13 protein-coding genes are annotated in these 15,846 nt (G+C 56.5%); 6 read left to right on the forward strand and 7 right to left on the reverse strand.

Annotated features, from left to right (window positions below; all coding sequences use genetic code 11):
* The first annotated feature begins 22 nt into the window (after positions 1–22).
* A complete protein-coding gene (locus BM029_RS15220) occupies positions 23–685 on the forward strand; it encodes an amino acid ABC transporter permease (protein WP_092416737.1) in 663 nt (220 codons plus the stop codon).
* A 9-nt stretch (positions 686–694) separates the two neighbouring features.
* Here the strand turns inward: BM029_RS15220 and ppk1 are convergent, their stop codons facing one another.
* From ppk1 to BM029_RS15235, 3 genes are all read right to left on the reverse strand, one after another.
* Positions 695–2,749 carry a polyphosphate kinase 1 gene (gene ppk1 / locus BM029_RS15225; protein WP_092437407.1) on the reverse strand — a complete coding sequence of 685 codons (2,055 nt, stop codon included), beginning with the start codon at positions 2,747–2,749 and terminating at the stop codon, positions 695–697.
* A gap of 189 nt (positions 2,750–2,938) precedes the next feature.
* Positions 2,939–3,625, reverse strand: coding sequence for a VIT1/CCC1 transporter family protein (locus tag BM029_RS15230; protein WP_092437409.1), 687 nt, complete (start codon positions 3,623–3,625; stop codon positions 2,939–2,941).
* A 125-nt stretch (positions 3,626–3,750) separates the two neighbouring features.
* Positions 3,751–5,067: an NRAMP family divalent metal transporter gene (locus BM029_RS15235; RefSeq protein WP_092437411.1), complete on the reverse strand. Its 1,317-nt coding sequence runs from the start codon at positions 5,065–5,067 to the stop codon at positions 3,751–3,753.
* Positions 5,068–5,447: 380 nt separating this feature from the next.
* On the opposite strand from BM029_RS15235, the gene BM029_RS15240 reads away from it, so the two are divergent.
* Both BM029_RS15240 and BM029_RS15245 read left to right on the forward strand, forming a co-directional pair.
* A complete protein-coding gene (locus tag BM029_RS15240) occupies positions 5,448–5,807 on the forward strand; it encodes a phasin family protein (protein WP_092437413.1) in 360 nt (119 codons plus the stop codon).
* 53 nt (positions 5,808–5,860) lie between these two features.
* Positions 5,861–6,898 carry a zinc-dependent alcohol dehydrogenase family protein gene (locus BM029_RS15245; RefSeq protein ID WP_092437478.1) on the forward strand — a complete coding sequence of 346 codons (1,038 nt, stop codon included), beginning with the start codon at positions 5,861–5,863 and terminating at the stop codon, positions 6,896–6,898.
* A 104-nt stretch (positions 6,899–7,002) separates the two neighbouring features.
* Here the strand turns inward: BM029_RS15245 and BM029_RS15250 are convergent, their stop codons facing one another.
* The 3 genes from BM029_RS15250 to BM029_RS15260 all read right to left on the reverse strand — a co-directional run bounded on the left by BM029_RS15250 (position 7,003) and on the right by BM029_RS15260 (position 9,387).
* Positions 7,003–7,308: a high-potential iron-sulfur protein gene (locus tag BM029_RS15250; RefSeq protein WP_092437415.1), complete on the reverse strand. Its 306-nt coding sequence runs from the start codon at positions 7,306–7,308 to the stop codon at positions 7,003–7,005.
* A 63-nt stretch (positions 7,309–7,371) separates the two neighbouring features.
* Complete coding sequence (locus BM029_RS15255; protein WP_244545069.1) at positions 7,372–8,100, reverse strand: c-type cytochrome; 729 nt, start codon at positions 8,098–8,100, stop codon at positions 7,372–7,374.
* On the reverse strand, positions 8,101–9,387 hold the full coding sequence (locus tag BM029_RS15260) for a cytochrome c family protein (protein ID WP_244545070.1): 1,287 nt from the start codon (positions 9,385–9,387) through the stop codon (positions 8,101–8,103). It abuts the gene before it with no gap.
* A 395-nt stretch (positions 9,388–9,782) separates the two neighbouring features.
* On the opposite strand from BM029_RS15260, the gene BM029_RS15265 reads away from it, so the two are divergent.
* Positions 9,783–11,225 carry a bifunctional enoyl-CoA hydratase/phosphate acetyltransferase gene (locus BM029_RS15265; protein WP_092437482.1) on the forward strand — a complete coding sequence of 481 codons (1,443 nt, stop codon included), beginning with the start codon at positions 9,783–9,785 and terminating at the stop codon, positions 11,223–11,225.
* The gene (locus BM029_RS15270; RefSeq protein WP_371329125.1) at positions 11,222–12,463 is read left to right on the forward strand and encodes an acetate/propionate family kinase; all 1,242 of its coding nucleotides are present in this window, start codon (positions 11,222–11,224) and stop codon (positions 12,461–12,463) included. Before BM029_RS15265 ends, BM029_RS15270 begins: the two co-directional genes overlap by 4 nt.
* Here the strand turns inward: BM029_RS15270 and BM029_RS15275 are convergent.
* On the reverse strand, positions 12,460–14,343 hold the full coding sequence (locus BM029_RS15275; protein WP_092437486.1) for an AMP-dependent synthetase/ligase: 1,884 nt from the start codon (positions 14,341–14,343) through the stop codon (positions 12,460–12,462). The two genes, BM029_RS15270 and BM029_RS15275, sit on opposite strands and share 4 nt — an antisense overlap.
* A 611-nt stretch (positions 14,344–14,954) precedes the next feature.
* On the opposite strand from BM029_RS15275, the gene BM029_RS15285 reads away from it, so the two are divergent.
* Positions 14,955–15,803 (forward strand): universal stress protein, encoded by an 849-nt coding sequence (locus BM029_RS15285; protein WP_092437421.1) that lies wholly within the window; start codon positions 14,955–14,957, stop codon positions 15,801–15,803.
* Positions 15,804–15,846: the final 43 nt, after the last annotated feature.

The raw sequence follows: 15,846 nt of genomic DNA on the forward strand, positions 1-15,846 counted from the left end.
ATCTAGGTTTAAAAAAGACAATATGGAATTACTAGATTTGCTTCAGCAAGCGGGGCCGACTTTGTTTCGCGGCGTGGGTTACACACTGGTGTTTGCGGTGGCCTCAATGCTGGGCGGACTGCTGCTCGGCTTCCCATTAGCGATTGCCCGCATATTGCCGTCACGCCTGGCGCGCTGGCCGGCCAGCACCTATGTCAGCCTGATGCGCGGCACCCCGCTGCTAGTGCAGATCTTTGTGATTTATTACGGCCTGCCGAGCATAGGAATCAGCTTCTCGCCGTTGACCGCGGGCGTCCTGGCGTTGAGCCTGAATGCCGGCGCCTATCTGTCGGAAAGCCTGCGCGGCGCCATTGTCGGCGTGCACACAGGACAATGGTCCGCCAGTTACAGCATCGGCCTGAATTACTGGCAGACGCTGCGCTATATCATCATTCCTCAGGCAATCCGGATTGCGGTGCCATCGATGAGCAATACCTTGATCAGCCTGATCAAGGATACCTCACTGGTGTCGGTCATCACCGTGACGGAGTTAATGTTGGCCACCAAGGAAATCATTGCGGTTACCTTCCGCCCCTTGCCGCTGTATCTGGCTGCCGCGGCGATTTACTGGTGCCTGAGCTTGTGCTTCGAGCGCTTGCAAAGCCGCCTGGAAACCAAGCTCGGGCAAGCTCACAAATCAAATTAAAAACGCAAATTAAAAGCGCGACAACAAATCGATCTGGCTGACCAGGGGCGTAGCATCGCCAGGGTTGGCCCGTTTATAGCGGCCTTCGCTATCCATATCCCAGGCCGATGCATTATCTTGCAAATGTATCAGCAAGCTCTCTTCGATCACACGCCGCTTGAGCTTGCCGTCCAGGATCGGGAACGCTGTTTCGATACGACGGAATAAATTGCGATCCATCCAGTCGGCGCTGGACAGCATCACATGTTCTTCACCGTCGGCATAAAAATAGAATACCCGGTGATGCTCAAGAAAGCGCCCGATAACGGAACGCACCTTGATGTTTTCCGATAAGCCGGGCACGCCTGGCTGCAAAGCGCACACGCCGCGGATCAACAACTGGATCTTGACGCCCGCCTGGGAAGCCAGATACAAGGCTTCAATCACCGTAGGTTCCAGCAAGGCGTTCATCTTGGCGATGATGTAACCCTGCTTGCCGGCCTTGGCGGCGTCGACTTCTTTCTGGATTGCGTGCAGCACATTTGCGTGCAAAGTAAACGGCGATTGCCACAGGCGCTTGAGCGGTACTTGCTTGCCAAAACCGGTCAGTTGCTGGAACACGTTATGCACGTCTTCGCAAATTTTATCGTCGCTGGTCATCAAGCCGAAGTCGGTATAAAGACGCGCGGTTTTCGGATGATAGTTACCGGTGCCCAGATGCACATAACGCTTCAATTTGGTATGTTTGGCGTGGCGCTTGCGGCGTACGATCAGCAACATCTTGGCGTGCGTCTTGTAGCCGAACACGCCATACACCACGTGGGCGCCAACCGCCTCCAGCTTGGCCGCCCAGCCGATATTGGTTTCTTCGTCAAAGCGCGCCATCAGTTCCAGCACCACCGTGACTTCCTTGCCATTCTTGGCCGCCTGCATCAGCGCGCTCATCAGCGGTGAATCGTTGCCGGTGCGATAAATGGTTTGCTTGATGGCCAGCACATCGGGATCGATCGCAGCCTGCTGCAGCAACTCCAGCACCGGCTGAAAACTTTCATAGGGATGGTGCAGCAATACATCGTTCTGATCGATCACATCGAATACCGAAGCACCAGTCACGAAGGCCTTCGGCAGCACCGGCGTATGCGGCGTGAATTTCAAGTCGGGCCGGTCGACCAGATCCGGCAAGGGCATCAGGCGCACCAGGTTAACCGCACCGTTGACGCGATAACAATCGGCAGGCGCCAGGCCGTTCTGGGTCAGGAGACGTTGCACCAGCGATGCCGGCGTACCATCCGCCACTTCCAGGCGTACGGCATTGCCCAGCTGACGGGTCGGCAACTCGCCCTGTAACGCCAGCCGCAGATCGGTAACTTCGTCTTCATCGACAAACAGGTCGCTGTTACGCGTGACCCGGAATTGATAACAGCCGCCGATCGACAAACCCGGAAACAGTTCGCCGACAAAGCGCTGCATGAAACTGCTCAGCAGCACAAAGCCATATGCGTGGGCCGACAAATGCTCCGGCATCCGGACCAGGCGCGGCAAGACCCGCGGCGCCTGCACGATGGCAAGTTCGGTCTCGCGGCCGAAGGCATCCTTGCCACTTAATTTGACCGCGAAATTCAGGCTCTTGTTGAGCACCCGCGGGAAAGGATGAGCCGGGTCGAGGCCGATAGGTGTTAGTACCGGCAGCAGCTCAGTCTTGAAAAATTCATGCGCCCAGGCGGTTTGCTCATCATTCCACTCGGATTCCTGATAGAAAGCGATACCCTCCGCGTTCAAGGCCGGCAGCAACACGTCGTTGAACAAAGCGTACTGGCGCGCCACCAGTTTCTGCGCACGCTCGCTGATGGTGCTGTAAGCATGTTGCAACGACATTCCGTCCGGTGTCATGCCATCCACGGCCACCCTGATCTGCTCTTGCAAGCCGGACATCCGGATCTCGGAAAACTCATCCAGGTTGCTGCTGGTGATACAGACGAAACGCAGTCGCTCCAGTAAAGGCACGGCAGGATCTTCGGCCTGGGCCAGGACACGCTCGTTAAAGGCAAGCACACCGAGTTCGCGATTGAGCAATGGAAAAGTCATGATCCGGTCGGTAGAGTGATAAGGGGAATAGAGCGTTGCGATTTGAATATCTTGACGCTTACCAATATGACATGTTTGATTGTAAGGAGGCAATGTGACGCGAGGATGACAAACAATGTGCATGCGCCACCACTTTCGCCGCCACTCGCGGTTTGTTTGCACGTGTGCCCGACGACGGCACTGGACTGGCTATGCTCGTCCACCGAAGAACGCCCCGACCACACCCGTCACTCCCATCGCAAGTAAGCCCAATGTAAGGACGCGCGCGGCTCCACGTATGATGGGCGCGCCACCGGCATATGCGGCGAACGCGCCTAACGCACCGAGAAAAATGAGGGAGACGACTGCAATCGTCGGAATAAGGCTGGCTGCAGGCGCCAGAACGGCCGCCAGCATCGGAACGACGCCGCCCAGCACGAAGCTCAGGGACGACGATATGGCGGCCTGCGCCGGCCGTGCCGTCAACGCGTCAGTGATACCGATGTCGTCCCGTGCATGCGCCCCGATGGCATCATGCTCCATCAGCTGCTGTGCGACCTTTGAGGCGAGTTCAGTATCCAGACCGCGCTGGATATAGATGTCACGCAGCTCTATATGTTCTGCATCATAGTCTTGCAATAATGCGCGTCGTTCGATGTCGAGATCGGCCCGTTCCGTATCTGCCTGTGAACTCACCGAGACAAATTCACCGGCCCCCATCGACAAAGCACCGGCGACAAGTCCCGCGAAGCCGGTGACAAGGATGCCTTCCGGATTCATGTGTGCTGCTGCAACCCCAAGCAACAGGCTAGAGATCGACAATACGCCGTCATTTGCACCGAGTACGCTCGCGCGTAGCCAGCCAGATCGATGGGTGCGATGTACATGTGCAGTCATGGCTGATCGATATTGTGATATCCCGCACTTACCAAAACCAAGACGGCATCCGATGCTGGCCTGGCGCCGATTACATGTGCATCGTATCATGCAGCTGAGCAATATAGGCAGGGAAACGCGGTAGCCTATCCGGGGATAAACATGCGTACGGCAGCAGCCCCCATCACCGCGGTTGCAATCCAGCCGAGAGCGATAATCAACCTGCTTGCCGTGAACTCACCCATCACGGATTTCATTGACGCCAATACGATAATCACCACCATCAAAGGTACGGCAACGACGCCGTTGATGACCGCACTCCAGAATAAAGCCTTCATCGGGCTGATCGGCGAATACTGGATGACAAGTCCGGCGAGCACGCTGACGGCGATGACGCCATAGAACCCGCATGCGTCGCTGGCTTTTCGTTCCAGGCCGGATTTCCAGCCCATTGCCTCCGACAGGGCATAACCCGCGGAGCCGGCCAGCACCGGCACGCCGATCAGGCCGACACCCAGGATGCCAAGGGCAAAAACGGTATAGGCGAAATCACCGGCTAACGGCCGCAATGCGCTCGCCGCCTGCGCTGCGGTATCGATGTCCCTGACGCCGGCTACGTTAAGCGTGACCGCAGTCGCCAGGATAATGAAATAAGCAGTGATGTCAGAATAGAGCATGCCGCTCCAGGTATCCCACCGTATACGCCGCAGTTCGTCGACTGCAGCATGTCCATCAAGCACCAGCGGCACGGCGTCGCGTTGCGCCAGCATATCTTCGACCTCTTCGGACGCCTGCCAGAAAAAAAGATAGGGGCTGATGGTAGTACCGAAAATCCCGACAATCACTGCGGCCGTTGTGGAATTAAACTGGAATTTTGGCCAAACCGTGCGCGTCGCCACCTCTGCCCAGGGGACATGGACGGTGAACAAGACTATGGCGTAGGCAAGCAGAGAAAAGGTCAGCCACTTCAAGAAGAAGACATAGCGATGATAAGGAATGAACACCTGCAGCAGCAGCGTTCCGAATACAAAAAATGCGGTCATCAGATGACGGTCGAATCCGGTGACCAGTTCGGCAACTTCGCCCATGGCAGCCACGTCCGCAGCGATATTGAGAATATTGGCGATCAGCAGCAGCGACACGACAACCAGCAATACGGCGGGTGGAAACGTGGTCTTGATATTTGCGGCCAGCCCTTTTCCGGTGACTCGGCCGATACGCCCGCACATGGATTGAATCGCCGCCATCAATGGAAAAGCCAGCGGCATGGTCCACAGCATATTGAGACCGAACTGGGCGCCTGCCTGGGAGTAGGTGGCGATACCGCTAGGATCGTCGTCGGCGACGCCCGTGATCAAGCCCGGTCCGATTCGCGCCAGGGGATGTTCCTTCAAACGCTCCCACAAAATGCGGAAACCTTGTCCGCGAATTGGAGCGATGACGTTATCGTTTGTCAATTTCATGCACAGACCTTATCGGCGGGACGCGAACACGGGCAACAGCCGGTGTTAAAAACAAGCTTTCATTGCGCATGCAGGTAATCTGACCATCATCTCGCATTACGCATCGAATGGTATCGGGCGACGCCCTGACGGACTTGACCTGGATCAAAATTACGCTAACTGGCGGGTGCTCCGACATGAAGCCCGCCGCGACGATCATTTTTTTGCTATCGAAGGTGAAATGATCTTTCCCAGGTGTAGATCGCCGCGAATTTTTGAGAAAATTTGATGTGCATCAATACCGCCAGCCCGGAAAACGTCACACTGAAACCTGGTTTGACAGTCGCCAATCAGCCTGACGCCCCGCAATTTCCATTTCCATTTACTACAAGGAGAAAACCATGTTTCCGCTCTTGGAATCGATTTCGACAGTGATGAAGGCTGGCTACGAAGCGCAACTCGCAGTAATGGCTCAGATCACCCGAACGGCAGTTGATGGCATGGAAAAGGCGATCAACCTGAACCTGAGTACCGCCAAGGCATCCCTGGATGCATCGTTAAATTCGTCGCAACAGATGATGTCGGCGACGACCCCGCAGGAATGGCTGCTGCTGAGATCGGCCCAGGTGCGGCCAACCGTTGATAGCGCCCTCCACTATGGTCATCATATGGCCGATATTGTTTCTTGCACGCAGGCCGAGATCGCCGGGGTCGCAGCCGCGCATGTGGCCAACGCCAGCCGAAAAATCAAAGCGGCTTAAGACGTAAAGTCCAGCAACCGATCAAGGAGATTTGAATGACACGCCCATCCAGCATGAAAGCCCTTGTCTATCACGGACCGGGAAAAAAATCATGGGACTCGGTTCCCACGCCAAAGATTTCCAAGTCCACCGACGTCATCGTCAAGATGCTCAAAACCACGATTTGCGGCACCGACCTGCATATCCTTAAAGGTGACGTGCCGGAAGTGACCAGCGGCAGGATACTGGGGCACGAAGGTGTTGGCATCGTGGAAGAAACAGGTGAAACCGTCAGCAATTTCAAAAAGGGCGACCACGTACTCATATCCTGCATCACCTCCTGCGGGAAATGCGAATACTGCAAGCGGCAAATGTATTCGCATTGCGAAGACGGCGGCTGGATACTAGGACATTTGATCGATGGCACCCAGGCCGAATATGTGCGGATTCCGCAAGCCGACAACAGCCTGTATCCGATCCCGGCGGGAATGGATGAAGAAGCCTTGGTCATGCTTAGCGATATCTTGCCCACCGGTTTTGAGATCGGCGTCTTGTATGGCGCCGTTAAGCCGGGCGATACGGTTGCCATCGTCGGCGCGGGTCCGATCGGCATGGCCGCCCTGCTGACTGCACAATTTTTTTCGCCGGGAAAAATCATCATGATCGATATCGACGAATCGCGCCTGGCGCTGGCTAAGAAATTCGGTGCGACGGAAGTGATCAACAGCGCCAAAGCCGATGCTGCAGCAATGATCATGGCGAGCACAAAGGATGGCGTGGACGTGGCGATCGAGGCCGTCGGCGTACCGCAGACGTTTGACATCTGCCAGCAGATCGTCCGTCCCGGCGGGCACATTGCCAATGTCGGGGTACACGGCAAAAGTGTCGATTTCCAAATTCAAAAACTATGGGCGCAGAACATCACGCTGACCACCGGCCTGGTCAATACCAATACCACTTCGATGCTGCTCAAGAATGTTGAATCTAAAAAACTGAAACCGGAGAATTTGATCACCCACCGTTTCACATTCGATCAGTTTCTGCATGCTTACGATGTCTTTTCCAACGCGGAGAAAGAACATGCGTTGAAGGTCATCATCAGCAATACGTGAATCCATAATCGCGCCGCAAGACCACAAGGCGCATCCGGCCGCGCCGGATTATTTTGAATTGCGGCATCTTGTCACTGCGCCTGGCCGGTCGAACCGGCCAGGCCTCAGGACTTCTTGGTCCATGCGCTGCACCAGCCGTTGGCGGATACCTGTTTGCCAGCGAACAGGGGGCAGCCGCCAGCTGCATCACCCGGCTTACCCTGGTACAGCGAGCAATTGCCGCAAAGCTGGCCAGTAGCGTACTTTGGAAATTTCACCTTGTCCGCTTTAGTAGCGTCGGCTTTGTAGCCTAGAGCTGCCGCCTGGGCATCACTCTCGGCGACCATGGCACCTTGGGCGAGGCTATGGCCCGATGCCAGTGCGGCGCTTCCCAAACCAAGTTGAACAATAAATTCGCGACGGCTGGTCATGATATTTCTCCAAAATTTTTTAGAATCGGTGCGAAGCCAACAATGGCCAATCGCCAGAACACGTCATTGAATTGACGGCATAGCCTCCAGATAGGCAGCCACATTTTTCATGTTCTCTGGAGTGAGTTCGTGTGCAATCCCCTTCATCATGACGCCCTCCGGTCTTTCATCTGTCCGTTGAAAAACCATCAGTTGTTTGACGATATAGTCGGAATGCTGGCCCGCCAAACGTGGGAACTGTTGAATGCCCTCGCCGTGCGCGCCGTGGCAGCCGGAGCAGGCAGGCGTGTTGTTTGCGGCAATGCCTTGTTCAAAAATTTTCTGGCCTTCCTTAAGTGAGTTTTCCTTGAACGATGCCTGATTTCCGGCTTTACCCGGGGGTGGCGATTGCGACGAGAAATAGGCAGCAAGTCCGTTGATCTGATCGTCGGATAACCTGGCGCTGATACCCCACATGTATTCGAATCCGGCTGGATCTGAACGGCCATGGCTTTTGAATGATTTGAGCTGTTCCACCAGATACGGTTGCGACTGCGCCGCCAGATTCGGGAAGTTGGGCGACACGGAAACACCCTGAACGCCATGGCAATTGGAGCAAACTTGCAGTGCGAGCGTCTTCGCGGCGACATTCGGATCGCCCAGAGAACGAGATCTTTCCGGCAGATTGCAAGCTGCAAGACCTGCCGCGACGATTAAGCCCAAAGAAAAATAAAGTCTCTTCCGTTTCACCTGCTCGAATCGGGTTTCCGTAGCCATGCGTTGTGCGGGTGTACCATCATCGTAGCTATTCATTTAGTACGCTCCCCACACATATAGAAACAACGTATTGTTGTCTTTGGCGTTGCGTCCGGAACCGTCGTAGTTGCTGGAGGCTCCGTGGAACTGGGTGTAGGCGTAGTATTGAACGCCAATTCGAACGTACTGCACCGGCATCCAGAATATTTCTGGAACCCAGCCGCGTGTCCCCGGATTGGCTGCGACATCCTGATACAAAGTCGGATCCGAGCTTCCGGTGGTGCTGAAATAGCTCAGGCTGGTACCGTATTTCGCCCGATAGACGTAGCTGGCTTTCAGTCGCAACTGATTAAGCGTATTCGAGGCATTGCTGGCGACGCCTGTCACGTCGCCATTTGTGATGGTTTCCCTGATAAAGCTGACCTGCGCCGTCACGGTATGCGGATCCAGCAGATATTGATATTGCGCGTCTATCCCGCGGTCACGATAGCGCGTCGTCGGCCCGACAGGATTGGTGTTGTCGGGATAGATTTGCGCATTCATGGCAAGTGCCCCGATCATCGCACTATGCGGCCCCCAGTCGTGGCTGAGCGCCAGCCGTATGTAGGGATTGGTGCCCTTCAGATTCGTTTGATCCTGCGCTTTCGTGCCTTGGCTTAAGAACGACCATACGCCGTTGCTGGTCTGATATGCAGCCACCTCCGCGTATAGCGTCTTATTCCAGAAAGCATAGGCTGTCAGCCCGGCGACCTGGGTACCGAGTTGGCTAATGATGGGGCTGGCGTCAGGCGCGGTGACGCCGAATTGGGTCGGGACATATTGAATCCATGCAGGAGCGGTGTTCCAGGGATCGGTAAGGGAAGGATTATTGTTCAGGCTGAATCCATAGATAAAGTCTTGGGTCGGGCCAATGAATCGATCGGCGTAGTGCAGGTCGAAATTATCGGAAGCCCACTTCCCTTGCCATTTTCCTGTGTCCTGATTTTGATTGTCGTAGTTGTTGTAGGTCCACTGTCCGAACACACCGACATTGTCAGTAACTTTGCCGGCCAGGAAGACGCTGCCGGTTTGAAACAGGGCGACCGCATCCTTGGCGAACGCCACGTCGCTATCCGGATTCTTACTCTTGGTGAAACTGGCTACCCCCATCACCGATAGCGGAATGGTGCGCGTACCGATCGTATAGCCGGTGAGCTTGAATAATCTTCCGTAAGCGGTCAGTTCAGGAAATTGGCCGCCGGCGTGACAGGCAACGCAATTTTGTCCGGTTTGCCTTGCGAAAACCGGTAACGCATCCGCCGCCAGTGGGCTCAACAAACCGTGAAGTACAAAAATAATGGCCAAGAACCGGGAATACCTCATTCCCCGATATAGGTATTTGAACGAATCCATCCCAAGCCGCCCCTTTCATAGTTTTTTAAACTACTGTTGCAAAGCCCGAACCGCATTCGAATCAATTGACAGTAGGTATTTTTTTAGCATTTGTCAATTAATTCACCCCTCTCCCAACGGCGTGCAATCAGAGTAACCGTGCGGGCAAGCCGGGTTCTTGATGTGAATCAAATTTCCCCGAAACATCGGGGGTTATCGTCATGCCCACTGTGCCCCAGGTATTGGGGCTGTCCTGTATAGTTGATTTGCATCAAATTTTTCTTGTTCATCATTGTTATTCTTAGAATATGCAGCAGCGTCGCTGCCTGGTCTGCACCCGGCTCCCGTTCAATCTACTCTTGACTAACATGACCGATACCGTTCGCTCCACTTCCCACGAGAATTTGCTTCACGATGAATTGCGGGTGCTCCGCAACCTGACTTTCGATGAAATCTCCATCGGCGACAGCGCCGCCATGGAACGCACGCTGAGCACCGAAGATATCCAGCTGTTTGCCGTCATGTCTGGCGACGTCAATCCCCAGCACCTCGATCCCGAATTCGCCGCATCTACCCAGTTCCATGGAGTGATCGCCCATGGCATGTGGGGAGCGGCGCTGATTTCGGCCGTGCTGGGCACGCGCCTGCCCGGGCCAGGCACGGTATATCTGGCCCAGACCTTGCGATTCTTGCATCCGGTGCGGGTGGGCGACACCTTGACCATCAGCGTCACGGTGACTGCGCGCGAGCCTGACAAGAAGCAACTCAGCCTGCGCTGCTCGTGTATCAACCAGGACGGCAAGATCGTGATCGAAGGCGATGCCGAGGTGATCGCACCCAACGAAAAGATCGTGTACCCCAGGATGACCTTACCGGAAGTCCGTATCAGTTCCGGTGACAAGGTGCAACGGCTGCTTGAACACGTGCGCCCGCTCAGCGCCATTCGCGTCGCGGTGGTGCACCCTTGCGACGAACTGAGTTTGACGGCCGCGCTGGACGCGCGCCACGCACATTTGATCGAACCGTTGCTGGTGGCGCCACGCGCCAAACTCGAAGCGGTGGCCGCTGCTGCCGGCCTGGACCTGACCGGCATAGACATTGAAGATGTCCCGCACAGCCACGCGGCGGCGGCACGCGCAGCCGAAATGGCAGGCAAAGGCGAAGTCGAAGCTTTGATGAAAGGCAGCCTGCATACCGACGAATTGATGGCGGCTGTGCTGGCAACGTCCGCCGGACTGCGTACCAAGCGCCGCATCAGTCATTGCTATCTTATGCAAACCTCTGCCTATCCGCGCCCTTTCATTATCACCGATGCGGCCATCAATATTGAGCCAACGCTCGACGACAAAGTCGACATCGTGCGAAATGCGATCGACCTGGCGCATGTAATCGGCGTCGCCTGTCCACGCGTAGCGATCCTGGCGGCGGTGGAAACGGTCAACCCAGGCATGCGGGCAACGCTGGATGCCGCCGTACTGTGCAAAATGGCTGACCGCGGCCAGATTACCGGCGCCATACTCGATGGCCCCCTGGCTTTCGATAACGCGGTATCGGTCGCCGCCGCGCGCATCAAAGGCATCGTGTCGGAAGTCGCGGGGCGCGCCGACATCCTGGTAGTGCCGGATCTGGAAAGCGGCAACATGCTGGCCAAACAACTCGAGTACCTGAGCGGCGCCGCCAGCGCCGGCATCGTACTTGGCGCCAAAGTGCCGATCATCCTGACCAGCCGTGCCGATTCGCGCGAGACCCGCATCGCCTCTTGCGCCATCGCACTGATGCTGGCGCACCACTATCGCAACCATCCCCAATGAATATGCCAGCTCAGTCCGTGACGCCAGCCGATAATAATGAACGATTCATCCTGGTGCTCAATTGCGGTTCGTCCAGCATCAAGTTCGCGCTTTTTGATATTACCCATGCTACCGGCGCTCCGCTGCCGCGGCAGGCTGAATGGAAAGGCAAAGTCGAGGGCATCGGCGGCACCAAGCCTGGTTATATCGAGACTGGCGGCGAATCTGAGCCACTGGCGCTGGACACGCAACAGCCGTATCACTCCGCGCTGATGCATATTCTCGAACGGGTTGGTGTGCATCTTGGCGCACGCCGCTTATGCGCAGTTGCGCATCGCGTGGTACACGGCGGCAGCAAGTATTCCGCACCGACCAGGATTGATGCGATAGTACTGGCGGATTTGAAGAATTACATTCCGCTGGCTCCTTTGCATCAGCCGTTTGCGCTGGACACCATCGAAGTGCTGCTGGCCAGCCAGCCCGGCCTGCTTCAGGTCGCCTGTTTCGATACCGCTTTCCACCACACGCTGCCGCATGTCGAACAAATGCTGCCACTGCCATACGCGCTGTGGGAGCGCGGCTTGCGCCGCTATGGATTTCATGGCCTGTCCTATGAATACCTGTCGATGGCGCTGGATGAGCGTTTCGGCGCCGCGGCGCACGGCCGCGTCATTGCGGCCCACCTGGGTAGCGGAGCCAGCCTGTGCGCAATGCGAGATCTGCGCAGCGTCGCCACCACCATGGGATTTTCCGCACTGGATGGGTTGATGATGGGCACCCGTTGCGGCGCACTCGACCCGGGCGCGGTAATTTACCTGATGGAAATCGAGAAATTAAGCCTGGAACAAGTAGCGCACCTGCTGTACCACGAGTCAGGCTTGCTTGGGGTCTCCGGCGTTTCCGCCGATCCGCCGATCCTGTTCGCGCAAGAGCAACGGGACGATGCCGTCGGTGACCAGGTGCGCGCCGCACTCGCCTTGTACGAGCGTCGTATCGTCCGCGAAATCGGTGCATTGGCCGCCGTGTTGGGCGGCCTCGATTTGCTGGTGTTTACGGCCGGCGTCGGTGAACACAGTGCGGAGATTCGCAGCCGCGTTTGCCGTGACCTGGAGTTCCTTGGCGTACACCTGGAAGACGCAGCCAATCAGCGCAACGCACCATTGATATCCGCACACGGCAGCAGGGTCGCAGTCGCAGTCGAGGCCACCAACGAAGAATGGATCGCAGCCCGGCACGCGCTAGTCATGCTCGACTCTTAGTTGACGACTGCCTCTACGGCCTCGTCTATTATCTGGGCTGGCGTACGCTGCGCGTAAACATCGTCAATTTCAGCCTGAAAATGCGCAAGCAACGCGTTGCGTTTGAGCTTCAGCGTCGGCGTCATCAGCCCATTCAGCAACGACCATGGTTCCAGCGTGACCCGTACAACGCGCGGCACCGCATAGCTGGGGAAGTGCTTGCTTGCTGCTTGAATTCTCTGCAAAACGGCAGTCTGTATTGACGCAGAATCCGGATTGACGCTATCGCCGGCATCGAGCTTAAGTTGCTGCAGCAGTGTGTCCAGGCCGCTACGGCCAAGTACAACAAAAGCGGCGATGAACGGGCGGTTGTCGCCAATCACGAATGCTTGCTCGAATAGCGGATCGGCCGTGATCGCCAACTCCAGATCCGCCGGCGCAATTTTCTCGCCGGTTGAAGTGACGATAATTTCCTTGATCCTGCCGATGATGCGGATGCGTCCACCTTCCATAGCTGCCTGATCGCCGGTACGCAACCAGCCGTCGACGGTCATTGCGTTGGCAGTCTCGTCCGGGCGTTTCCAATATCCTGCCATGACACCGCCGCCGCGCACCTGCAACTCGCTGTTCTCGCCGATACGTACCCTGACGCCTTCCAGCGGCTTACCAACCGTAGCCGGCCAATTGTCGGACGGCGTATTGCAGGATATCACCGGCGATGTTTCTGTCATGCCGTATCCCTGCACCAATGGCAAACCCAGCGCCAGAAAGCATTCCGCTACCGCCTGCGACAAAGGTGCACCGCCGCATACCGCGACACGCAAGCGCCCGCCGAACTGCGCCAGCACCTTGCGCGCCACCAGCAATTGCAAGATAGGGCACAACAACGAATCCAGCCAATCCGGGGAGGCGCCGTTGCAAGGTAACTGCTGGCTTCGGCAAAAACGCCGCCAGCCGATCGTTTGCGCCAACGCAAAAAGACGTCGCGTCAAATAGCCGGATTCGGCAAGAATCCCCTGCAATTTCACGTGAGACCGTTCATAGATTCTCGGCACCGAAACCAATACCGTCGGCCGGATCGTCGCCAGGTCTTCCGGAATCTGCGCCACTGACCGCGCGTAAGCGACGCAACTGCCGGCTGCAACCGGCAGGTAATATCCTACGGTGCGCTCGAAAGTGTGCGATAGCGGCAGGAACGACAGGAACACATCAGACGAGCGCACCTCGACCCGCGCCATCACCACCTGGATATTCGACAGTACATTGTTGTGGGTCAGCATGACCCCCTTAGGTTTGCCGGTAGTTCCCGAGGTATAGACGATCGCCGCCAGGGCGCCGCCCGACACCGGCGGCCTGCGTGTATTGTTGGGCAGTGCGCCGCTGGCCAGCCAGGTCGCCAAAGCAACCACCACGCCATGAACAGGAGCCGACGCGTAGTGATTGTCGAAATTTCCATCGCCCACCACCAAAACCAGCTTCAAAAAAGGCATGGTTTCGCCGACCGCTGCAATCGCTTCCCATTGCGCACGGGTCGACAGCACCAGCATCGAGGCCTCGCAATCCTTGATGATGTAGGCGATGCTGGCCGGATTGTCGAGCGCGTGCATCGGCACAGGAACCAGGCCCAGCGCCAGGCTCGCCTGATCGATGCAGACGGCATCCAGACCATTCGGCAGCAATACAGCCACTCGTGCCTCCGAGGGCAGACGTGACGCCGTCAGCGCGCTGCGCCAGATCCTTACGCGCTCGCCGATTTGCGCCCACGTATGTGAGTGCCAGCGCCCTGACTCTGAATTGAAGTGACGATACGCCTCGTTCTCTGGAGTCTGTCCGACCCGCCAGTCAAACAAGTCTCCAAGCGTTGCCATTTTCTTCAAATTAGCTGCAATAGCGGTTTTCATGATGTTTCCTGATTTTTTTGTTGCTGCGCCATGAAACAAGTCTAATTGCAACTGTTTCCGGCTGAGTTGATATGGATCAAATTTTTCCACCGAGCCATTGTTATGCTGAAGGCAGTCGTTCCTGGAGGATCGCGCCATGCACGGACATTCGTTATTTCCTGACGTAGCAAAAATGATCTCTTTCAACTTGGCAAGACAACTCGAAACCCCGTTGCAGCGGCGACGCAAATATATAGTCGCGACAATCCGCTCGCAACGGTGCCAGGCCGGCGCGATGACAGGTTTGCTCAGCGCGGCCGAAATTGCTTTGCTCCGCAACAAGTCGGCAGAGCCAAACAAAATCCAGGCCGCGCTACAACGTATCAAAGCGCGCACATGCGGCAACTGCCTTGCATGCGGGGCAGTTATCACGCCACAGCGGCTACGCCTGCATCCGACTGCAGAACGATGCCAGTCATGCCAGGCTGCGCTGGAAAGCAGTCAACGACAGGGCTTGGAGCCTAACTTCTGAATTTGCCTTTTTAACTTTTTAAAGAAACAAATTTTCTGCGTTTGTCCGTAAATATTTTGTCAGGCAGATTTTCTGCATTGATCAACCGGAGGGATATCACATGGAATATCGAACCATACTTGTGCACGTGGATGAATCCAGGCGCGCTCATGAACAAATCAGGATCGCCGCTGTGCTTGCGCAAAAATGCAACGCGCATCTGATCGGCGCCGCAGCTACCGGCGTTGCGCCGCAATTCTTCATGCCGGGGGTAATCGGAGACAGCAACCTGGCTCTTCTCGGCTCCGCGCTAAGCGATCTGCGCGAGCATGCTGAAAGTCTGTTAACTGCATTTGAATCCTCTGCCTGGAAGATGGACGTCAAGTCCTTCGAAAAACGCCTGATCGAGGACGACGCCGGCACGGGCCTGGTTTTGCAGGCACGCTATAGCGACCTGGTGGTGATCGGCCAGGTCAATCCGACTGACTACTCGCCGCTGCTACGAGCCGACTTTCAGGAATATGTGCTGATGAATTCAGGCAGGCCGGTACTGATCATCCCCTATGCAGGTCATTTCCCCCAGGTCGGCAAAAGAGTGTTGCTTGCCTGGGACGGCAGCATGGAGGCAACGCGTGCTGTCAGCGCATCGATTCCGTTGCTGCAGCAGGCTGATCTGGTCCGGGTACTGGTGCTTGACACCGGCAGGCCGGCTGACGCCCACGGCGAACAACCGGGAGCCGATATCGCCATTTACCTGGCGCGCCACGGTATCAAACTCGAGGTATCGGAACAAAAGATCCCGGCCGATATAGATGTCGGCAACGCGCTCTTGTCGCACGCTGCCGATTTCGGCGCCGACCTGATCGTCATGGGCGGCTATGGCCACACCCGCTTCCGCGAAATCTTGCTGGGAGGAGTGACGCGCACTGTCCTGGCTTCTATGACGGTGCCGGTGTTGATGTTCCATTGAAAGAAAAGCGCGTTGCCGGCGACGCATGGCTGACAACGCGCTT

This window comes from Collimonas sp. OK607 (assembly GCF_900111995.1).
Taxonomy (GTDB): Bacteria; Pseudomonadota; Gammaproteobacteria; order Burkholderiales; family Burkholderiaceae_D; genus Collimonas.

Coding starts and splice junctions, on each gene's coding strand:
- BM029_RS15245 (WP_092437478.1), top strand. CDS start 5,861: ATGAAAGCCCTTGTCTATCACGGACCGGGAAAAAAATCATGGGACTCG.
- BM029_RS15265 (WP_092437482.1), top strand. CDS start 9,783: ATGACCGATACCGTTCGCTCCACTTCCCACGAGAATTTGCTTCACGAT.
- BM029_RS15220 (WP_092416737.1), top strand. CDS start 23: ATGGAATTACTAGATTTGCTTCAGCAAGCGGGGCCGACTTTGTTTCGC.
- ppk1 (WP_092437407.1), bottom strand. CDS start 2,749: ATGACTTTTCCATTGCTCAATCGCGAACTCGGTGTGCTTGCCTTTAAC.
- BM029_RS15230 (WP_092437409.1), bottom strand. CDS start 3,625: ATGACTGCACATGTACATCGCACCCATCGATCTGGCTGGCTACGCGCG.
- BM029_RS15255 (WP_244545069.1), bottom strand. CDS start 8,100: ATGAATAGCTACGATGATGGTACACCCGCACAACGCATGGCTACGGAA.
- BM029_RS15240 (WP_092437413.1), top strand. CDS start 5,448: ATGTTTCCGCTCTTGGAATCGATTTCGACAGTGATGAAGGCTGGCTAC.
- BM029_RS15250 (WP_092437415.1), bottom strand. CDS start 7,308: ATGACCAGCCGTCGCGAATTTATTGTTCAACTTGGTTTGGGAAGCGCC.
- BM029_RS15285 (WP_092437421.1), top strand. CDS start 14,955: ATGGAATATCGAACCATACTTGTGCACGTGGATGAATCCAGGCGCGCT.
- BM029_RS15275 (WP_092437486.1), bottom strand. CDS start 14,343: ATGAAAACCGCTATTGCAGCTAATTTGAAGAAAATGGCAACGCTTGGA.
- BM029_RS15270 (WP_371329125.1), top strand. CDS start 11,222: ATGAATATGCCAGCTCAGTCCGTGACGCCAGCCGATAATAATGAACGA.
- BM029_RS15235 (WP_092437411.1), bottom strand. CDS start 5,067: ATGAAATTGACAAACGATAACGTCATCGCTCCAATTCGCGGACAAGGT.